General features: G+C 64.6%; 19 protein-coding genes and 1 tRNA gene. 6 read left to right on the top strand and 14 right to left on the bottom strand.

Features of this window, described 5'->3' with window-relative positions:
• Nucleotides 1-17: 17 nt before the first annotated feature.
• From QTH91_RS06170 to uvrB, 13 genes are all read right to left on the bottom strand, one after another.
• Nucleotides 18-1,202 (bottom strand): porin, encoded by a 1,185-nt coding sequence (locus QTH91_RS06170; protein ID WP_286659124.1) that lies wholly within the window; start codon nucleotides 1,200-1,202, stop codon nucleotides 18-20.
• A gap of 69 nt (nucleotides 1,203-1,271) precedes the next feature.
• Nucleotides 1,272-2,255: a hotdog family protein gene (locus tag QTH91_RS06165; protein WP_286659123.1), complete on the bottom strand. Its 984-nt coding sequence runs from the start codon at nucleotides 2,253-2,255 to the stop codon at nucleotides 1,272-1,274.
• A 144-nt stretch (nucleotides 2,256-2,399) separates the two neighbouring features.
• Nucleotides 2,400-2,825: a VOC family protein gene (locus QTH91_RS06160; RefSeq protein ID WP_286659122.1), complete on the bottom strand. Its 426-nt coding sequence runs from the start codon at nucleotides 2,823-2,825 to the stop codon at nucleotides 2,400-2,402.
• 249 nt (nucleotides 2,826-3,074) lie between these two features.
• Nucleotides 3,075-3,149, bottom strand: a tRNA-Val gene (locus tag QTH91_RS06155).
• Nucleotides 3,150-3,225: 76 nt separating this feature from the next.
• Nucleotides 3,226-3,951 (bottom strand): DNA polymerase III subunit epsilon, encoded by a 726-nt coding sequence (gene dnaQ / locus QTH91_RS06150; protein WP_286659121.1) that lies wholly within the window; start codon nucleotides 3,949-3,951, stop codon nucleotides 3,226-3,228.
• A gap of 4 nt (nucleotides 3,952-3,955) precedes the next feature.
• Nucleotides 3,956-4,294, bottom strand: coding sequence for an ISC system 2Fe-2S type ferredoxin (gene fdx, locus QTH91_RS06145; RefSeq protein ID WP_286659120.1), 339 nt, complete (start codon nucleotides 4,292-4,294; stop codon nucleotides 3,956-3,958).
• 14 nt (nucleotides 4,295-4,308) lie between these two features.
• Nucleotides 4,309-6,174, bottom strand: coding sequence for a Fe-S protein assembly chaperone HscA (hscA, locus tag QTH91_RS06140; protein ID WP_286659119.1), 1,866 nt, complete (start codon nucleotides 6,172-6,174; stop codon nucleotides 4,309-4,311).
• 3 nt (nucleotides 6,175-6,177) lie between these two features.
• Nucleotides 6,178-6,696, bottom strand: coding sequence for a Fe-S protein assembly co-chaperone HscB (gene hscB / locus QTH91_RS06135; protein ID WP_286659118.1), 519 nt, complete (start codon nucleotides 6,694-6,696; stop codon nucleotides 6,178-6,180).
• Between the two features lie 75 nt (nucleotides 6,697-6,771).
• Entirely contained in the window at nucleotides 6,772-7,095 is a 324-nt protein-coding gene (gene iscA, locus QTH91_RS06130) for an iron-sulfur cluster assembly protein IscA (RefSeq protein ID WP_286659117.1), read from the bottom strand.
• A 2-nt stretch (nucleotides 7,096-7,097) separates the two neighbouring features.
• Complete coding sequence (iscU, locus tag QTH91_RS06125; protein WP_286659116.1) at nucleotides 7,098-7,508, bottom strand: Fe-S cluster assembly scaffold IscU; 411 nt, start codon at nucleotides 7,506-7,508, stop codon at nucleotides 7,098-7,100.
• A gap of 52 nt (nucleotides 7,509-7,560) precedes the next feature.
• Entirely contained in the window at nucleotides 7,561-8,781 is a 1,221-nt protein-coding gene (locus QTH91_RS06120; protein ID WP_286659115.1) for an IscS subfamily cysteine desulfurase, read from the bottom strand.
• Between the two features lie 111 nt (nucleotides 8,782-8,892).
• Nucleotides 8,893-9,429, bottom strand: coding sequence for a Fe-S cluster assembly transcriptional regulator IscR (gene iscR, locus QTH91_RS06115; protein ID WP_286659114.1), 537 nt, complete (start codon nucleotides 9,427-9,429; stop codon nucleotides 8,893-8,895).
• A gap of 263 nt (nucleotides 9,430-9,692) precedes the next feature.
• Nucleotides 9,693-11,801, bottom strand: coding sequence for an excinuclease ABC subunit UvrB (uvrB, locus tag QTH91_RS06110; protein ID WP_286659113.1), 2,109 nt, complete (start codon nucleotides 11,799-11,801; stop codon nucleotides 9,693-9,695).
• A 143-nt stretch (nucleotides 11,802-11,944) separates the two neighbouring features.
• On the opposite strand from uvrB, the gene QTH91_RS06105 reads away from it, so the two are divergent.
• The 4 genes from QTH91_RS06105 to QTH91_RS06090 all read left to right on the top strand — a co-directional run bounded on the left by QTH91_RS06105 (nucleotide 11,945) and on the right by QTH91_RS06090 (nucleotide 16,060).
• Nucleotides 11,945-13,144 (top strand): amino acid aminotransferase, encoded by a 1,200-nt coding sequence (locus QTH91_RS06105; protein ID WP_286659112.1) that lies wholly within the window; start codon nucleotides 11,945-11,947, stop codon nucleotides 13,142-13,144.
• A gap of 149 nt (nucleotides 13,145-13,293) precedes the next feature.
• A complete protein-coding gene (locus QTH91_RS06100) occupies nucleotides 13,294-14,748 on the top strand; it encodes a polyhydroxyalkanoate depolymerase (RefSeq protein ID WP_286659111.1) in 1,455 nt (484 codons plus the stop codon).
• Between the two features lie 14 nt (nucleotides 14,749-14,762).
• Nucleotides 14,763-15,431: an electron transport complex subunit RsxB gene (locus tag QTH91_RS06095; RefSeq protein ID WP_286659110.1), complete on the top strand. Its 669-nt coding sequence runs from the start codon at nucleotides 14,763-14,765 to the stop codon at nucleotides 15,429-15,431.
• Entirely contained in the window at nucleotides 15,428-16,060 is a 633-nt protein-coding gene (locus tag QTH91_RS06090) for a LysE family translocator (protein ID WP_286659109.1), read from the top strand. Before QTH91_RS06095 ends, QTH91_RS06090 begins: the two co-directional genes overlap by 4 nt.
• Here the strand turns inward: QTH91_RS06090 and QTH91_RS06085 are convergent.
• Nucleotides 16,026-16,733: a TetR/AcrR family transcriptional regulator gene (locus tag QTH91_RS06085; RefSeq protein ID WP_286659108.1), complete on the bottom strand. Its 708-nt coding sequence runs from the start codon at nucleotides 16,731-16,733 to the stop codon at nucleotides 16,026-16,028. The genes QTH91_RS06090 and QTH91_RS06085 overlap by 35 nt on opposite strands.
• A gap of 171 nt (nucleotides 16,734-16,904) precedes the next feature.
• Here QTH91_RS06085 and QTH91_RS06080 point away from each other — a divergent pair, with 171 nt between their 5' ends.
• A complete protein-coding gene (locus QTH91_RS06080) occupies nucleotides 16,905-17,792 on the top strand; it encodes a fumarylacetoacetate hydrolase family protein (RefSeq protein WP_286659107.1) in 888 nt (295 codons plus the stop codon).
• A 14-nt stretch (nucleotides 17,793-17,806) separates the two neighbouring features.
• The gene (locus QTH91_RS06075) at nucleotides 17,807-18,607 is read left to right on the top strand and encodes an alpha/beta fold hydrolase (protein ID WP_286659106.1); all 801 of its coding nucleotides are present in this window, start codon (nucleotides 17,807-17,809) and stop codon (nucleotides 18,605-18,607) included.
• Nucleotides 18,608-18,620 lie beyond the last annotated feature (13 nt).

The raw sequence follows: 18,620 nt of genomic DNA, 5'->3' as shown, positions 1-18,620 counted from the left end.
CCCGAAAAGGAGCGAGGCTAGAAAGAGTGCCTGACCCCCATGCTCATGGTGGTCACGCGGGCATCTTCGGCAGCCACGAAGTCAGGCGGTTGCTGGACGCTGCCGGTACCCAGAACGTATTTCGATCCGTTGCGGTTGTCCACCGTGCCCAAGCCCCCATAGAGCGTCGTTCGTGGCGACAGGCGGTACTCCAGACCGACGGCGGCGTAGTTGGCGTCGCGCTCTCCGAGCGGCACCGCGTAGTCGCTGTGGTCGGTGATGCGCGTGTACTGCGCGATCAACAGAAAACGACCCAAGGGCAGCCGCATACCGATATTGGCCAGCTTGAACGAACTGGCCCCGCCTTCCGCAACGCCGGCGACCTGCGCCTGACGGCCGACACAGGCCGAGCAGAAGTTGCGCTCGTCGGTGTAGCCCACGATGAGCTCGCCGGGCCCGAAGTCGTAGCGCACGCCGGTCACCAGGGCCTTCAAGGGCCCGTCGCCGGGCTGACCGGACTCCTGCTCGCCCCAGGCACTGACCAAAACCCACGGGCCGTGCTCGAAGCGCAGGCCCAGCGATCGCGTGGCACCCACCACTGTGTTCGACTCGCCAGCCGCCACCAAGGCATCGAGCGAGAAGCCTCGCCAGGTCGGCGAGGTGTAGTCGACCGCGTTGTCGGCACGCGCGGTGACCAACAGCGGCAAGGGTTCGCGAGCGACCGACCCCGATCGGGAAAGTGCGCCGGGCGCGCCGTTCAGGCCGCGCCTGAATGCATCGACTTCGTCCTGCGTCGACCAGTAGGGCGTTGGCAGCCGGCCGAGCTTGAGCGTGCCGAGCGAAGCGTGCGAAATCCCGACCGAGGACTCGCGGCCGAACATGCGGCCGCCCTGCGCCAGGATGCCTGTGTCGAGGCGAATGCCACTTTCGAGGCGGAACTCGGCCGTCCATCCCCGACCCACGTCTTCCCAGGCGTGATACCCGAGCCGGCTGCCGGACAGACCACCGGAGATGACGCGGGCACGCTGGGCGGTTCCCATGTCGCTGTATTCGAAACCCACGTCCATGATCCCGTAGATCATGGCGCCCTGCGCCGCGGCAGACCCTGAAAACAGACAGACCGCCACCGCGACCACGCAGCGAGCGGCGGACGCACACTGCTGTCCGTCCAGCGAGGACCTGGATGGCGGGCTGCCGTAAAGCGTGCTCAATCCGTCATGCATGGCTTTGCTCGTGCTCCCAGACGGGGGCTAGTATCGGGCATCGCCATGTCCAGCGGCCTCTTGCCGCCTTCAGTTCAGGCCCAGTGCCTTTGCTTCTTCGTCGTAGCGCGGGTAAGAGGCCTTCATCACGGCACCATTGAGGATCATCTCGGCCACGGGCGTGCGCTCGCCGGAGGCCTCGAACACTCTGGTGCGCACCCAGACGGATTCCGTTCGCGCGCTTTCGCTCAGCGCGATGATCTCGCGCTCCAGTTCATAACGCTGCCCGACGAAAAGCGGGCCACGCAGAAGTCGGATCTGCTGGCCAGCGAAAAGCCCCACGGCCGGCTTGCGCCCCGACAAGCCTGCCTGCGCCGAAGTGCTGCCCAGAAGCACGCTGATCATCTCCATCGGGATGATCGGACGGCCCCAGGGCGAACTGGCACCGCTCTCGGGTGTGTACCAAGCGCAGGGCTCCGTGATCACCTTGAGCTTGTCGCGCAAGGTGAACGGGTAGTGGTCGCCCATGTGATCGTCGAAGCCCATGGCGATGGATTCGCCAGTCGCACCTCGCTGCCCGACCTTGAGGTCCCGGTTGATCACCAGTGCCGTGGGCGGGCGCAGCCTTGCGATGCGCTGTTCGAGTTCGTGCGGCGGCAAACCGGCGGATTCTCCGACGGATGCGGTACCAACCAGCACGGGCGTTCCATCCTTCTTCTCGGCATGGATGCGCACCATGCGGCCACCGGCGTCGGCGGGGGGTTGCACGAAGGCGCGCACTTCCTCGCCCTCCACCACCATCGTCTGGTAGTGGGCGCTGATGCAGCCTGTCTCGAACCAGGCGCGACCAAACAGGCGATACAGCAAGGGATCGAACTGGCTGAAGTGCGTCGGCCCCTCGATCGGCCCAGCGCGCAGCCCGAGCCCCTCGGCGGTGCTGTCATCGTGGATCGATTTGTGGCCGTCGTAAGTCTGCTCTGCGAGCATCTGCCGAGGCTGGCGAAGCGGACCGCAAAGCAGCGGATGGCGAAACTCGAAGGGGCATGCGTCGGCGGCGCCGGCGTGATCGGACATCTGGGGGCTCCTGTCTGGACTGAGCTCGGCGTCGGCGCCGCGCTTTCGGGCAACGAGCTTAGGCCAGGAAGGCTGCCAAGGGCCGCCCCGGCCTGACGCCTGGGTGACTTGTCGCCCGTTGGTGAGGAAGCGTCCGCGGCGCCCTTATTTGGCGAACAGTTGGCTCATGTCCTTGAAGGCCTTGAACTCCAGCGCATTGCCGCAGGGGTCGAGCAGGAACATGGTGGCCTGCTCGCCCACCTGGCCCTTGAACCTGACGTAGGGCTCGATGACGAATTTCGTGCCGAAGGACTTGAGTCGTTCAGCCAGCGCCTCCCACTGCTGCCACTGCAGCACGATGCCGAAATGCGGCACCGGCACATCGTGACCATCCACCGGATTGGTGTGAGCCTGTTCCTGCGCGGATGTCTTCGGGTGTTCGTGAATCACGAGCTGGTGGCCGTAGAAGTTGAAGTCCACCCATTGCGCGCTCGATCGCCCTTCTTCGAGGCCGAACACTTCGCCATAAAAGCGGCGCGCCGCGGGAAGGTCATGAACGGGAATGGCGAGGTGGAATGGGGAAAGCTGCATCGCGGAACTCCAGAAGATTGATGGGCGGGCGACCAGCAAGAACGTCGGGTGCCGCAACCTCGGTCAACGTGAATCGTACCGCCCGTGATTGCATCAGAAAATGAATCTCCAGCGCACGGCAAAGCTCAAGCAAGCAGTGGCGCCAGATGGCGACAAGCACAAAGCCGAATTCGGAACATGGAGAGGTGATGCACCGGAGCGAATGAGGCGCCAGGGCCTCGGGTGCCGTCGGAAAGGGGATCTTCCGAATGGTGGGCGGTAGTGGGATCGAACCACTGACCCCTGCAGTGTGAATGCAGTGCTCTACCCCTGAGCTAACCGCCCAAGCCGCTGTCAGACCGAGAGGCTGCCAGGGAGCTGGATCTTCGCGCTGCGCGTTGGATGCGTGCTGTGCGAAGCCTTAGATTATAGCCACATTTTCCGCAGCTTCTCGGCGAAAAATCGTTTTTCCGTTGCTGGCCTTGTCCAGTTGGGCCAGCACTTCTTCGTGCACCGCCAGTTCCTGGATGCTGGCAGTGATCACCGGCAGCACGAAACTGCGCAAGTCGATCTCGATCACCCTGCCCTCTTCCGGCTCGCTGGTGCCCACATCGATCAGCAGGGCGTCCTGGCCGCGCGTCAGGTTGATGTAGACATCCGCCAGCAACTGCGCATCGAGCTTGGCACCGTGGAAGGTCCGGTTCGAACGGTCGACGCCGAAGCGGTCGCACAACGCGTCCAACGAATTGCGCTTGCCCGGATAGACCGCCTTGGCCATCGCAAGCGTGTCGGTGACCTCGCTCACATAGTGCCGAAGCGGCTGCAGGCCGGCGCGCTCGAACTCCTTGTTCAAGAAGCCCACGTCGAACGCAGCGTTATGAATGATCAGTTCGGCACCGCTGAGGTACTCGACGATCTCTGGCGCGCGCATGCCGAACTTGGGCTTGTCGGACAGGAACTCCGTCGTCAGCCCGTGCACGCGCAGCGCATCTTCATGGCTGTCGCGCTCGGGGTTGAAGTACAGGTGGAGGTCGTTGCCGGTGAGCTTGCGGTTGAACAGCTCCACGCAACCCAACTCGATGACACGGTCGCCATCTTCGGCCGAGAGGCCGGTGGTTTCCGTGTCCAGGACGATCTGGCGAGTCATGCGCTTAGTGGTTTTCCTTGGCGTGATTGATCGAGTACTTGGGGATCTCGACGGTGACGTCTTCCTGCGCGAGTATGGCCTGGCAGCTCAGGCGCGACTGCGGCTCCAGACCCCAGGCCCGGTCCAGCAGGTCGTCCTCTGCCTCGTCCGATTCGTTGAGAGAGCCGAACCCCTGTCGAACGATCACGTGGCAGGTGGTGCATGCGCAGCTCATTTCGCAGGCATGTTCGATCTCGATGCCGTTGTCGAGTAGCGCCTCGCAAATCGACGTGCCGGCCGGCGCCTTCACCTCGGCCCCCTGGGGGCAGTACTCGGCGTGCGGAAGAATCTTGATGGTGGGCATGAAATCAATAAAGCTCAGAGGGATTCGATGGCCCGGCCCGACAAGGCGCGGGCGATGCCCTGGTTCATTCGCCGCGCCGCAAAGGGCTCGGTGCCATCGGCCAACACCTTGACGGCAGCTTCGATGACGGCGGCATCGGTCGATGTGCGCGCTTCGCGCAGGGCCTGCATCAACGCATCGATCTGCTGACGCTCTTGCGCATCCAGAAGCGCGCCGTCGGCGTCCAGCGCGCTTTGCGTGGCCAACAGCATGCGATCGGCATCGACACGCGCCTCGATCAGCGCGCGCGCCGCCACATCTTGCGACGCGGTGCTGAAACTGTCCTGCAGCATGCGGGCGATCTGGTCATCCGACAAGCCGTACGACGGCTTGACCGCGACGCTGGCTTCCACGCCGCTGGTTTGCTCCTTGGCGCTCACGCTCAACAATCCATCGGCATCGACGGTGAAGGTCACGCGAATGCGTGCGGCGCCCGCTGCCATCGGCGGGATACCGCGCAAGGTGAAGCGAGCCAGGCTACGGCAATCGGCAACGAGGTCACGCTCGCCTTGGACCACGTGCAAGGCCAGCGCAGTCTGCCCGTCCTGGTACGTGGTGAAGTCCTGTGCCATCGCGGTGGGAATGGTGGTGTTGCGCGGAACGATCCGCTCCGCCAATCCGCCCATGGTTTCCAGGCCGAGCGACAGCGGAATCACATCCAGCAACAGCAGGTCGCCGGTGCCGCCATTGCCGGCCAATTGATCGGCCTGCACCGCCGCACCCAACGCCACGACTTCGTCGGGATTGAGGTCGACGAACGGCTCCCGGCCGAAGAACTTGGCCACGGCACGCCTGACCTGCGGCATGCGAGTGGCGCCTCCGACGAGAACGACACCTTGCAGCTCATCAGGCTTGAGCTTGGCATCGCGCAGCGCCTTTCGCGCCGCGGCCAGCGTGCGGTCGGTGAGGGACCGCGTTGCCTGTTCGAACTCGTCGCGCGTGACGTCCTGCGACACCGACTCGGCCCCGATCTGCACTTGCAACGTGGTGACTTCGTCGCCGGTCAGGGCTTCCTTGGCCGCACGGGCGGCGATGAGAAGCGCGGCCTTGTCGGTATCGTTGCCCAGTTGCAGCCCGGCCCGCGAAGCGACCAGATCGGCCAGCGCATGGTCGTAGTCGTCGCCGCCCAGCGCCGAATCGCCGCCGGTCGCGATCACTTCGAAGACGCCTTGTGTCAAGCGCAGGATCGACACGTCGAAGGTGCCGCCACCCAGATCGTAGACCGCATAGACGCCCTCGGCCGCGTTGTCCAGGCCGTAGGCGATCGCCGCCGCAGTGGGCTCGCTGATCAGGCGCAGCACATTCAGGCCAGCAAGCTGGGCCGCATCCTTGGTCGCCTGGCGCTGGCCTTCGTCGAAATAGGCGGGTACGGTGATCACGGCGCCGTGCAGGTCCTGGTCGAACGTGTCCTCGGCCCGATAGCGCAATGTGGACAGTATCTCGGCGCTGACCTCTACCGGCGACTTGACGCCTTCACGCGTCTGAACCTGGACCATGCCGCCCTGCCCCTCGCTCTCGACCAGGGCGTAAGGAAGCGCGTCGCGGCGAGTCACGTCGGCAAGGCCACGGCCCATCAAGCGCTTGACTGAGGTGATGGTGTTGGCCGGATCGTTCGCGCGCTCGGCCAGGGCGTCGTAGCCGATCTGGCGACGCGCTCCTTCGAGGTAGCGCACGGCCGAAGGCAGCAGCACGCGGCCTTGTTCATCAGGAAGGCATTCGGCCACGCCGTTGCGCACGGCAGCGACGAGCGAATGCGTGGTGCCCAGGTCGATGCCAACGGCAATGCGCCGCTGGTGCGGATCCGGCGCCTGGCCGGGTTCGGAAATCTGCAGAAGAGCCATGTCCTATTGTCCCAAGCGATCGAGCCGGGCTTCGACGTCCTCGCCAAAGCGCTCAATGAACATGAGGGCTCTGACTTGCGCGGCGGCCTGCGCGAAGTCGCCTTTTTCGTCGATCAGCCAATCCAGGGACGACAAGCCCCGCCGGCGAGCGTCGTCCACTTCGTCCTGCAACGCTTGCAAGCCCGCTGCGTCGCCCGTCTCGTCGAGTTGTTCGCGCCACGCCATCTGCTGCATGAGAAAGTCGGTCGGCATGGCGGTGTTGTGTTCGGCGTCGATGGTCACGCCATTGAGCCTGCACAGGTAGGCGGCCCGCTTGATCGGATCCTTGAGGCGCTGGTAGGCCTCGTTGATGCGCACCGACCACTGCATGGCCACGCGCTGCGCCACCGCGCCCTGGGCTGCGACGCGATCGGGATGCGCCTCCCGCAGCAGTTCCTTCCAGCGGGCGTCCAACACAGCACGATCCTGCGCGAATGTGGCAGGCACGTCGAACAGTTCGAAATCGGTGGCGTCAAGCTTCATAAGCAGAAAAAAGCCGCCTGTCCAAGACACGGCGGCGCCTGATTTTCAACGGGGTACGCGCCCCCGCGGTGGAATCTAGATCCGGAAGCTTTCGCCACAACCACAGCGGTCGCGCTCGTTGGGGTTGTTGAACTTGAAGCCTTCGTTCAAACCCTCGCGCACGAAATCCAGCTGGGTGCCGTCCAGATAGGCCAGGCTCTTCGGATCGATCAGCACCTTCACACCTTGGTCCTCGAACACCACGTCTTCGGGCGAAGTCTCGTCGACGTATTCAAGCTTGTAGGCCAGGCCGGAACAACCCGTCGTCTTGACGCCCAGGCGCACGCCCAGGCCCTTGCCACGCTTGGCGAGGTACTTGTTGACGTGGCGGGCTGCGGCCTCCGTGAGGGTAACGGGCATCTTCAGTGCGTCGCCTCGGTCGCCGCAGCGGCGCCGTGCTTCTGCTTGTAGTCGCTCACGGCTGCCTTGATGGCGTCCTCGGCCAAGATGGAGCAGTGAATCTTCACCGGCGGCAACGCCAGCTCTTCGGCGATCTGCGCGTTCTTGAGCGCAGCTGCCTCGTCCAGCGTCTTGCCCTTCACCCACTCGGTCACGAGCGAGGAGGAAGCAATCGCGGAGCCGCAGCCATAGGTCTTGAAGCGCGCGTCTTCGATCACGCCGGTGTCGGGATTGACCTTGATCTGCAGCTTCATGACGTCGCCGCAGGCAGGCGCGCCCACCATGCCGGTGCCGACGCTGTCGTCGCCCTTGTCGAAGGAGCCGACATTGCGGGGGTTTTCGTAGTGGTCGATGACCTTGGATGAATAAGCCATGGGGTACCTCTCGATCTTTGTGTTTTGTGTGCGTCGTCAGCGACTCACCGCGTCAGTGCGCAGACCATTGAATCGTGCTGAGGTCGACGCCGTCCTTGAACATCTCCCACAAGGGGCTCAGTTCGCGCAGCTTCGCCACGTTGTGGCGGATGGTGGAGACGGCGTAGTCGATTTCTTCTTCGGTGGTGAAGCGGCCGATGGTCATGCGCAGGCTGCTGTGGGCCAATTCGTCGCTGCGACCAAGCGCGCGCAGCACATAGCTCGGCTCCAGGCTGGCCGAAGTGCAGGCCGAGCCGCTGGACACGGCGAGACCCTTGATGCCCATGATGAGCGACTCGCCCTCGACGAAGTTGAAGCTCATGTTCAGGTTGTGCGGCACGCGGCGCTCCAGGTCGCCATTGACGAACACCTGTTCCACGTCCTTCAGGCCATCGAGCAGGCGTTGCTGCAGGGCGCGGGCCTTGGCGAGGTCTTGCGCCATCTCTTCACGGGCAATGCGGAAAGCCTCGCCCATGCCGACGATCTGGTGCGTAGGCAGCGTGCCCGAACGCATGCCGCGCTCGTGGCCACCACCGTGCATCTGGGCCTCGAGCCGCACGCGCGGCTTGCGACGCACATACAGCGCGCCGATGCCCTTGGGGCCATAAGTCTTGTGCGACGCCAGGCTCATCAGGTCGATGGGCAAGGTGGCCATGTCGATCTCGACCTTGCCGGTCGCCTGCGCGGCGTCGACATGGAAGATCACGCCCTTTTCACGGCAAATGTTGCCCAGCGCCACGACGTCCTGGATGACGCCGATCTCGTTGTTGACGAACATCACGCTCGCCAGGATGGTGTCGGGGCGGATGGCCGCCTTGAAGGCATCCAGGTCGAGCAAGCCGTCTTCCTGCACGTCGAGGTAGGTCACCTCGAAGCCCTGGCGCTCCAGTTCGCGCATGGTGTCGAGAACCGCCTTGTGCTCAGTCTTCACCGTGATCAGGTGCTTGCCCTTGCCCTTGTAGAAGTGGGCAGCCCCCTTCAGGGCCAGGTTGTTCGATTCGGTTGCGCCCGACGTCCAGACGATCTCGCGCGGATCCGCGCCAATGAGTTCGGCCACCTGGGCGCGCGCCTTTTCAACAGCCTCCTCGGCTTCCCAGCCCCACGCGTGGCTGCGTGAAGCCGGATTGCCGTAGTGCTCGCGCAGCCACGGAATCATGGCGTCGACGACGCGCGGATCCACCGGTGTGGTCGCGCCGTAGTCGAGGTAAATGGGGAAATGGGGCGTAACGTCCATGACAGGCTCTTGGCTGGCGTTTGGCTGGCGCTTGATCAGAAAAATGGGTCGCAGGCGCGATTCATCGCCGTGCCGGACCCGCAGGCCCGGCCACGGCCTCGGTGCATCGCATCAGGACTTGGCGAAGGCGTTGCCCAGGGCGAACACCGAGTTGGGCGCGTTCACGCGGATCGGCTTGACGACCGGCTGCGACGAAATCGCACGCTTCACGGCCGGCTTGTTCTCCACCGTCACACCCTTGGCGAGCTGATCGTCCACCAGCTTCTGCAAAGTGACGGAATCCAGGAACTCGACCATGCGCTGGTTGAGCGATGCCCAAAGCTCGTGCGTCATGCACCGGCCGGCCTCACCCAGGCAGTTTTCCTTGCCGCCACACTGGGTGGCATCGATCGGCTCGTCGACCGACACGATGATGTCGGCCACGGTGATCTCGGAAGCCTTGCGGCCCAGCGAGTAACCGCCGCCAGGGCCGCGCGTCGACTCGACCAGCTCGTGACGGCGCAGCTTGCCGAACAACTGTTCCAGATAGGACAGCGAAATCTGTTGACGCTGGCTGATCGCAGCAAGCGTGACGGGGCCAGAGTTCTGACGCAAGGCCAGATCGATCATGGCAGTGACCGCAAAACGGCCTTTAGTAGTGAGACGCATCGCAAGCTCCTTGACGTGCTTACCGTTGAAATGACACCGGGACTCGTGACCCCAGTGACCCGTCTCCGCCCTAACCGGCGACCTTGGTCTCTGGAACTCGTCCAAAGCGTTGGAGCCGGCCCTTCATCGCGAAGTTTCTGCTGTTGTTGAGTAATTGACTCAAGTATAGCAGATTCCACAGATCTACCGGGTTAACACCGATTCCATGCCTTTCTGTGATATTTGTCCGGGCCAAAAGTTCACAGAAAGATACTTCTCCCGCTTCAAGCCGCGACGTGGTCGCCGCCTGAAGCGCCGAAGGCCTGCTCCCGCAGATGCGCCAACTGGTCGCGCACCCGCGCCGCCTTCTCGAATTCGAGGTTGCGTGCGTGCTCGAGCATCTGCTTTTCCAGGCGCTTGATCTCCCGGGCCACGTCCTTTTCGCTCATGTCTTCCACGCGGGCGCGGTCGACCTCGCGCTGGGCTTGCTCCTTGCCACTCTTTTCGCTGTAGACGCCGTCGATGAGGTCGCGCACCCGCTTGACGATGCTGCGCGGCGTGATGCCATTCGCCTCGTTGAAGGCGATCTGCCGGGCGCGGCGGCGCTCGGTCTCGTCCATGGCCTTCTTCATCGAATCGGTGATGCGGTCGGCGTAGAGGATGGCCGTGCCATTGAGGTTGCGCGCCGCCCGGCCGATGGTCTGGATCAGCGATCGCTCGGCGCGCAAGAAACCTTCCTTGTCGGCATCCAGGATCGCCACCAGCGAGACTTCCGGGATGTCCAGGCCTTCGCGCAGCAGGTTGATGCCGACGAGCACGTCGAAGGCACCCAGGCGCAGGTCGCGGATGATCTCCACGCGTTCCACGGTGTCGACGTCGCTGTGCAGGTAGCGAACCTTCACGCCGTTGTCGGAGAGGTAGTCGGTCAGTTGCTCGGCCATCCGCTTGGTCAGGGTGGTGATCAGCACGCGCTCGCCAAGCTCCACCCGAAGGCGGATTTCCTGCAGCACATCGTCCACCTGATGGGTTGCCGGACGCACCTGAACCAGCGGATCGATCAGTCCGGTGGGGCGCACCAGCTGCTCCACCACCTGCCCCGCATGCTGCTTCTCGTAGTCGGCAGGCGTGGCCGACACGAAGATGCACTGGCGCATGCGCCGCTCGAACTCCTCGAACTTGAGCGGACGGTTGTCCAACGCAGACGGCAGGCGAAAGCCATATTCCACCAGCGTCGTCTTGCGGGAGCGGTCGCCGTTGTACATGGCACTCAACTGGCCGATCATCTGGTGGCTTTCGTCCAGGAACATCACCGCGTCCTTGGGCATGTAGTCCGTCAGCGTCGCTGGCGGATCGCCCGGCGCGGCGCCCGAGAGGTGGCGCGTGTAGTTCTCGATGCCCTTGCAGTGCCCGATCTCGGCCAGCATCTCCAGGTCGAACCGGGTGCGCTGTTCCAGTCGCTGGGCTTCGACCAGCTTGCCGTCGTTCAACAGCTCCTTGAGCCGACTGTCCAGTTCGAGCTTGATGGTTTCGACGGCACGCAGCACCTTGTCGCGCGGCGTCACGTAGTGGCTCGAGGGATAGATGGTGAACCGCGGAATCTTCTGCCGGATGCGCCCGGTGAGTGGGTCGAACAATTGCAGCGATTCGACTTCGTCGTCGAAAAGTTCGATGCGGATGGCCAGTTCGCTGTGTTCGGCCGGGAACACGTCGATCGTGTCGCCACGAACGCGAAACGCCCCGCGCACGAAGTCGTTCTCGTTGCGCGTGTACTGCATGCGGATGAGGCGCCCGATGACGTCGCGCTGATCGATCTTGTCGCCCACCCGAAGGATGAAGCGCATCTGCGTGTAGTCCTCAGGGGCGCCAATGCCGTAGATGGCGCTCACCGTCGCGACGATCACCGTATCTCGGCGCTCAAGAACACTCTTGGTGGCCGACAGGCGCATCTGCTCGATGTGCTCGTTGATCGAGCTGTCCTTCTCGATGAACAGGTCGCGCTGAGGCACATAGGCCTCGGGTTGGTAGTAGTCGTAGTAGCTGACGAAATACTCGACGGCATTCTTCGGGAAGAACTCGCGAAACTCGCTGTAGAGCTGCGCGGCCAGTGTCTTGTTGGGGGCGAAAACGATGGCCGGCCGTCCCAGGCGCGCGATGACGTTGGCCATGGTGAAGGTCTTGCCCGAACCGGTCACGCCCAGGAGGGTCTGAAAGACCTCGCCGTCCTGGACGCCTTCCACCAGCTTGTCGATGGCCGCAGGCTGGTCGCCTGCCGGGGGATACGGCTGGAACAACTCGAAAGGCGAATCCGGGTAACGAACGAACTGACCCGGCTTGGCGGGGTCGTCGGCACCGGCTTCGACCGGCACAAGAGCAATTTCGGGAGAAGCTGGCATAGGGTGATCCCGGAGCAGGTGCGGCGCAAACGTTAAAATTCAAGGGAACTGGATAGGTTAAACCCTGCCGCCAGTTCATGGAAAAGCCCGTCCTTCTCTTTCAAAACGGGCGAATCGACCGACACCCTAAGGATTCCTCCAACATGTCTATCTTCACCGCCGTCGAAATGGCGCCGCGCGACCCGATCCTGGGCCTGAACGAGCAGTACGCTGCCGACACCAACCCCAACAAGGTCAATCTGGGCGTGGGCGTGTACTACGACGACAACGGCAAACTGCCCCTGCTCGAATGCGTCAAGGCGGCAGAAGCGGACATGATGAAGGCACCCTCGGCACGCGGCTACCTGCCCATCGACGGCATCGCCGCCTACGACAACGCCGTCAAGGGCCTGGTGTTCGGCGCTGACAGCGAACCCGTCAAGTCGGGCCGCGTGGCCACCATCCAGGCCATCGGCGGCACGGGCGGCCTCAAGGTGGGCGCCGACTTCCTCAAGAAGGTCAACCCCGACGCCAAGGTGCTGATCAGCGATCCCAGCTGGGAGAACCACCGCGCCCTGTTCACCAACGCCGGTTTCAATGTCGAGGCCTACCCGTACTACGACGCCGAAAAGCGCGGCGTGAACTTCGACGGCATGCTCGAGGCCCTGGGCTCGGCCGCGTCCGGCACCATCGTCGTGCTGCACGCCTGCTGCCACAACCCGACGGGCTACGACCTGACCCCCGACCAGTGGGATCAGGTCATCGGCGTGGTTCGCGCCAAGCACCTGGTGCCCTTCCTCGACATGGCTTATCAGGGCTTCGGCTACGGCATCGCCGAAGACGGCGCGGTGATCGGCAAGTTCGTCGCCGCAGGTCTGAGCTTTTTTGTCTCGACCTCGTTCTCGAAGAGCTTCAGCCTCTACGGCGAGCGCGTGGGCGCACTGTCGGTGTTGTGCGCCGACAAGGACGAGGCCGCGCGCGTGCTTTCGCAGCTGAAGATCGCCATCCGCACCAACTACAGCAACCCACCCATCCACGGCGGCGCGGTTGTCGCAGCGGTGCTCGGCGACCCGGCACGCCGCGCCGTCTGGGAAAAGGAACTGGCCGAGATGCGCGAACGCATCAAGGCCATGCGCCACAAGCTGGTCGACGGGCTCAAGGCTGCAGGTGTGCAGCGCGACATGAGCTTCATCACCCAGCAGATCGGCATGTTCAGCTATTCCGGCCTGACCAAGGACCAGATGGTGACGTTGCGCAACGAGTACGGGGTCTACGGCACCGACACCGGCCGCATGTGCGTCGCGGCACTCAACAGCAAGAACATCGACTACGTTTGCCAGAGCATCGCCAAGGTCCTGAGCTGAGGCTTATAAGTGTCAAGGAGCGTCGATCCGTGCCTTGACAATTAATGGACACTTCCGGCAGTCGCATTGGGAACAGCCCTCTGCAGAAAGTTGCGACCCGCTGCTATATTGCACTGCAGCACAACGCATAAAAAGTAAGGGTTGCCGCGATGTTGTATCAGTTCTACGAAGCCCAACGCTCCCTGATGGAGCCTTTTGCCGACTTCGCTCAAGCGGCGTCGAAGTTGTTCGGCAGCGGCTCCGGCTTCAGCCAGTTTCCCATGGCGCAGCGAGTGTCCGCGGCCTACGACTTGCTCTATCGACTGGGCAAGGACTACGAAAAGCCCGAGTTCAACATCAAGTCGGTGCCGGTCGGCGATGCCGAGGTGGTCATCCAGGAGATGGTCGAGCTTGAGAAGCCCTTCTGCCAGCTGCGCCGCTTCAAGCGCTTCACCGACGATCCGAACACGCTTTCCGCACTCAAGAAGCAGCCCGTTGTGCTGATCGTGGCGCCGCTGTCCGGCCACTACGCCACCTTGCTGCGCGATACCGTGCGCACCATGCTGCAAGACCACAAGGTCTACATCACCGATTGGAAGAACGCGCGGCTGGTGCCGCTTTCGGACGGCAAGTTCCACCTCGACGACTACATCAACTATGTCGAGGATTTCATTCGCCACCTGCAGCACAACTACGGCCATTGCCACGTGGTCAGCGTCTGCCAGCCGACAGTGCCGGTGCTGGCGGCAGTCTCGCTGATGGCAAGCCGAGGCGAAACGCTGCCCCTGTCGTTGACCATGATGGGCGGGCCCATCGACGCACGCAAGTCGCCCACGGCGGTCAACAACCTGGCGATGAACAAGAGCTTCGAATGGTTCGAGAACAACGTCATCTACAGGGTGCCCCAGGGCTTCCCTGGAGAAGGGCGCCGCGTCTACCCGGGCTTCTTGCAGCACACCGGCTTCGTGGCCATGAACCCCGACCGTCATGCGAGCAGCCACTACGACTATTTCAAGGACCTGATCAAGGGCGACGACGCCAGCGCGGAGGCGCACCGCAAGTTCTATGACGAGTACAACGCCGTGCTCGACATGGACGCGGACTACTACCTCGAAACCATCCGCACCGTTTTCCAGGAATTCCGCCTGGTCCACGGCACATGGGAAGTTCGCAACCCCAATGGCCAGTTGGAGCCCGTGCGCCCACAGGACATCCATACGAGCGCCCTGCTGACGGTCGAAGGCGAACTCGACGACATCTCCGGCTCGGGCCAGACCGAAGCCGCGCACGACCTGTGCACCGGCGTCGGATCGGCAGATCGGCGACATCTCGAAGTCAAGGGCGCGGGCCACTACGGCATCTTCAGCGGTCGCCGCTGGCGCGAAAAGGTGTACCCGGAGGTCAGGGCGTTCATCAGTGCGCATGACCAGCCGCAGACGCACCGCAGCACGCGCGCCGCAGTCAGCTCCGAAGACAGCGTGAGCACGCGGACCGCGGCCGTTGTCCGCAAGTCCGCCGCTGCGAAGAAGACTGCTTCTGTCAAAACGGCACCAGCGAAGAAGGCAGCCGCCGGCACGTCTCGTGCGCGCTCCGCTCAAGGCAAGCGCAAGACCGGGACCGCATAGGCGCAGATGGTGAAGTGACGACGCTGGCTGCGCGAATCGACGCCGCATTGCCCCAGACGCAATGCACGCGCTGCGGCTATGCGGACTGCGCAGGCTATGCGCAAGCCATCGCCGATGGCGCTGCCGACATTCATCAATGCCCACCCGGCGGCGCTGAAGGCATCGTCCGCCTGGCGCGCATCACCGGCCGACCGGTGTGTCCACTGGGCTCGGAGTTCGGCACTGAAGGCCCGCGAATGATGGCCGTCATCGACGAAGCGTGGTGCATCGGCTGCACGCTGTGTCTCGATGCCTGCCCCACCGACGCCATCGTCGGCATCAACAAGCGCATGCACACGGTGATCGAGCCGCATTGCACGGGCTGCGAGTTGTGCATTCCCGTGTGTCCGGTCGATTGCATCTCGCTGGAAGTGGCGACACCGGGGCGAAGCGGCTGGGCGGCCTGGTCCGAAGAGCAGGCGCGCGCGGCAAGGCAGCGCTACGCGACGCACACCCTTCGCATGAGCGACCAGGCACGACCGGCGGCCGACGCAGGCGAGAACGAATCTGCCGACACGCCACCCGTCGTCGCGCCTTCGTCTCCATCGACCAGCAGCGACGCGCGCAAGCGCGCCATCATCGAAGCCGCGCTGGCCAAGGCACGCGAGCGCAATGGCATCGCTCCATCCAAGCCGCACTCATGAACCTCGACACACTGCTCGTCTATACCGCTGCCTCGGCCTTGCTCGCGGTCACGCCCGGCCCGACGATGCTTCTGGCTTTGTCAAACGGGATCACCGGCGGCATGCGGCGAGCGCGCTGGGGGATGATGGGCGCCGTCCTGGGCAGCAGCATCGTCATCGCGGTTGTCGCGCTGGGCCTCGGCTCCCTGCTGGCGGCTTCGGAATGGCTGTTCAATGCGCTGCGCTGGGCGGGCGTGTTCTATCTGGTCTACCTGGGCCTGAAGCTTTGGCGCAGCCCGGTGGAAGACATGGAGGCGATGCTGTCGCACCCGCACACGGCGCCGCAGGGGCCGCAAGCCTTCGCGCGCAGCTTGACCGTGGCCTTGTCCAATCCGAAGTCCGTCCTGTTCTTCGCGGCATTCCTGCCCCAGTTCATCGACACTACGGCGCCCCAGGCACCTCAGTACCTGGTGCTCGGCGCGATCTTCGTCGTGCTCGACACCTTCATCATGATCGGCTACGCGCTGGCCGGCACGCAGGCCGTTCGATGGCTCTCGCGGCGCGGCCTGCAGCGCATGAACCGCGGCTGCGCTGCCGGCATGTGGGCGCTGGCCGCTACGCTGGCCTTCTGGCGACGGCCGGGCGCTTAGGGCGCTCCAGGGCGGCGGCCGCAGCCTTCGCCGTCGCGGCGGCTGCGTCGCGCAGCGCCGCGTCGATCAGCGCATCTGCCATCCAGAGCGCGGTGCGCTCGACATCCCGATCCTGCAGACCCCAGATGTCCTTGAGGATCACGTAGGGCTCGATGCCGTAGACCACCGACAGGGCCTTGTGCAGTCGATCGCGCACGTCCGCAGGCAGTTGCGGTGCCAGCGGCGCAATCGCGTGCTCCAGGATACGGATGCGGTGACCGCGCCGGTAGGGCTCTTCCTCCAGCAGCCCGGCCCGGTCGAGCGCCCACTGCTCCAGCGCCAGCTGAGCCGCAGCGCGCAACTGCGGCTCGAACTCCTTGAAGCGCCTGAAGGTCTTCCGGAACAGCGCATCCACACGCGCCCGGCCGTCGCGCTCATCCGGCGCAAGCTGGCGCACCGGACCAAGCGATGCGTCGATCACCGCGGTGACAAGCGCGCTGCGGCTGGCGAAGTAGCGATACGCCGTGGCCCGCGACACCCCGGAGCGCACCGCCACTTCGGCCACCGAAGGAATGCGCCCCTCGGTCTGGATCAACTGCATGGCCGTGTCCAGCAGAAGCTTGAAAGTGGATGCCCGCACGCCGCGATCGGGCGGCACGGGCGGCGGTGTGGGTTGGTAGCGCAAGGCGGGCATGCAAGGGTTAGTCCGTAGCGAATCGTTGGTCTTGGTTGTACCGCAAGGAAAAACGCGTCGCTATCATCCGCCGAGTCGATTTGAGACACAAGTCTCAAAAACAGAACAGCGTCTCGCCAAGCTTCTTGCACTGCAACACGTCTTGGCGACGGGGCCGCATGGAGACAAGCGATGCGTTTCGCCAGTTGGTACTGGGGTGATCGGAGCTATGCGGGCACGGTTTCGGCGGACGGCCGAGAGGCCACGCCTCTGGCCGTGCGCGATCCCGAACGCGGCGCCCTCGAGCTGATCGAACGCATGGTCAGCGGCGACGGCCTGCCGGCGCCAAGTGGCCCGCGCCTGCCGGTCTCGGCGCTCACCTTGCGCGCTCCCCTGCCCCGGCCGCGCCGCAATCTGCTTTGCGTGGGGCGCAACTACCGCTCTCATGCGGCGGAACTGGCCAGCTCCGTCTTTCGCGACAGCCTGCCCGACAAGGACGCCTGGCCCATCCTCTTCACCAAGCTGCCCGAGACCGTGGTCGGCCCACACGACACGGTGCTGCTGCCCGGCGCCGCCGTCTCAGAGCAGATCGACTACGAGTCTGAACTGGCGGTGGTGATCGGTCGCCCCGGCCGCAACATCCCCAGGTCGCGCGCCATGGACCATGTGTGCGGCTACACGGTGGTCAACGACGTGAGCGCGCGCGACGTCCAGGTGCGCCACCAGCAGTGGATGCTCGGCAAGAGCTTCGACACCTTCTGCCCGATGGGCCCCTGGATCGTCACCGCCGACGAGCTCGACGGGCGCGACACCCGCCTGCGCGGCTGGCTGCTGCCGCGCAACGGAGAGCCCGTGCTGCGCCAGGACGGCAGCACGCGCGACATGATCTTCGACATCCCCACGCTGATCGAAACCTGCTCGCGCGGGATCACGCTGCTGCCGGGCGATGTGATCGCCACCGGAACGCCGTCGGGCGTGGGCATGGGTCTGTCGCCGCCGCAATGGTTGCAGCCGGGCGACGCGTTTCGCATCGAGATCGATGGCATCGGCGCGATCGAGAACCGATTCGAGCTGGCCTGAAAAGGAGAGTGTCCGTGGCGCTTCACTGGATCGACAAGCTGGCGGTGGAAGACGATGGCGATGGCGACGCCGTCGTGTGCGTGCACGGCCTGGGCGGAAGCTCCAACACCTGGACGCCGCTGGCGCTTGGCGTACTGGCGCGCCACCGCGTGGTGCGCCTCGATCTGCCGGGCAGCGCACGCTCCCCGTACGGCGGCATGCCCCTCAGCATCGAACGCATGGCCGAGGCCGTCATGGCCGTCTGCACCCGGCTCGGCCTCACGCGCGTGCACCTGCTGGGTCACTCGATGGGGACGATCGTCTGCCAGCACGTGGCGGCGGCGCAGCCGAAACTGGTGCGCAGCATGGCGCTGTTCGGCCCGCTGATCGCCCCGCCCGACGCGGCCCGCACCGCCATCCGCGCGCGCGCTGCCAAGGCCCGCAGCGAAGGCGCTGCCGGCATGCAGGACATCGCGCAGACGCTGACCAACGGCGCCACTTCCGCAGACAGCCGGCAGCGAACCCCGGCAGTCGCCGCCTTCGTGCGCGAAAGCCTGATGCGCCAGGACCCCGAAGGCTACGCGCGCAGTTGCGAAGCGCTGGCGGATGCGCGAGCCGCGGCCCTGGAGCGCATCGTGGCGCCGACGCTGCTTTTGACTGGCGACGAAGACACGGTGGCACCGCCGCAAGCGGTGCGCGCCATGGCCGAGCGATTCGGCGCCCCCGCCGGGCCGGCGCGCGTGGTGGTGTTCAACCGCTGCGGGCACTGGACGCCGATCGAGCGGCCCGACGAATGCGCTCGCGAGCTGCGCGATTTCCTGGCCGGGCAGCGCTGAAACAAGGAGCATC

It is taken from the genome of Variovorax dokdonensis, from assembly GCF_030316895.1.
In the GTDB taxonomy this organism is placed as follows: domain Bacteria; phylum Pseudomonadota; class Gammaproteobacteria; order Burkholderiales; family Burkholderiaceae_C; genus Variovorax; species Variovorax dokdonensis.
The sequence above is the reverse complement of the archived record's forward strand: the minus strand, read 5'-3'. Positions and strand labels throughout refer to the sequence as shown.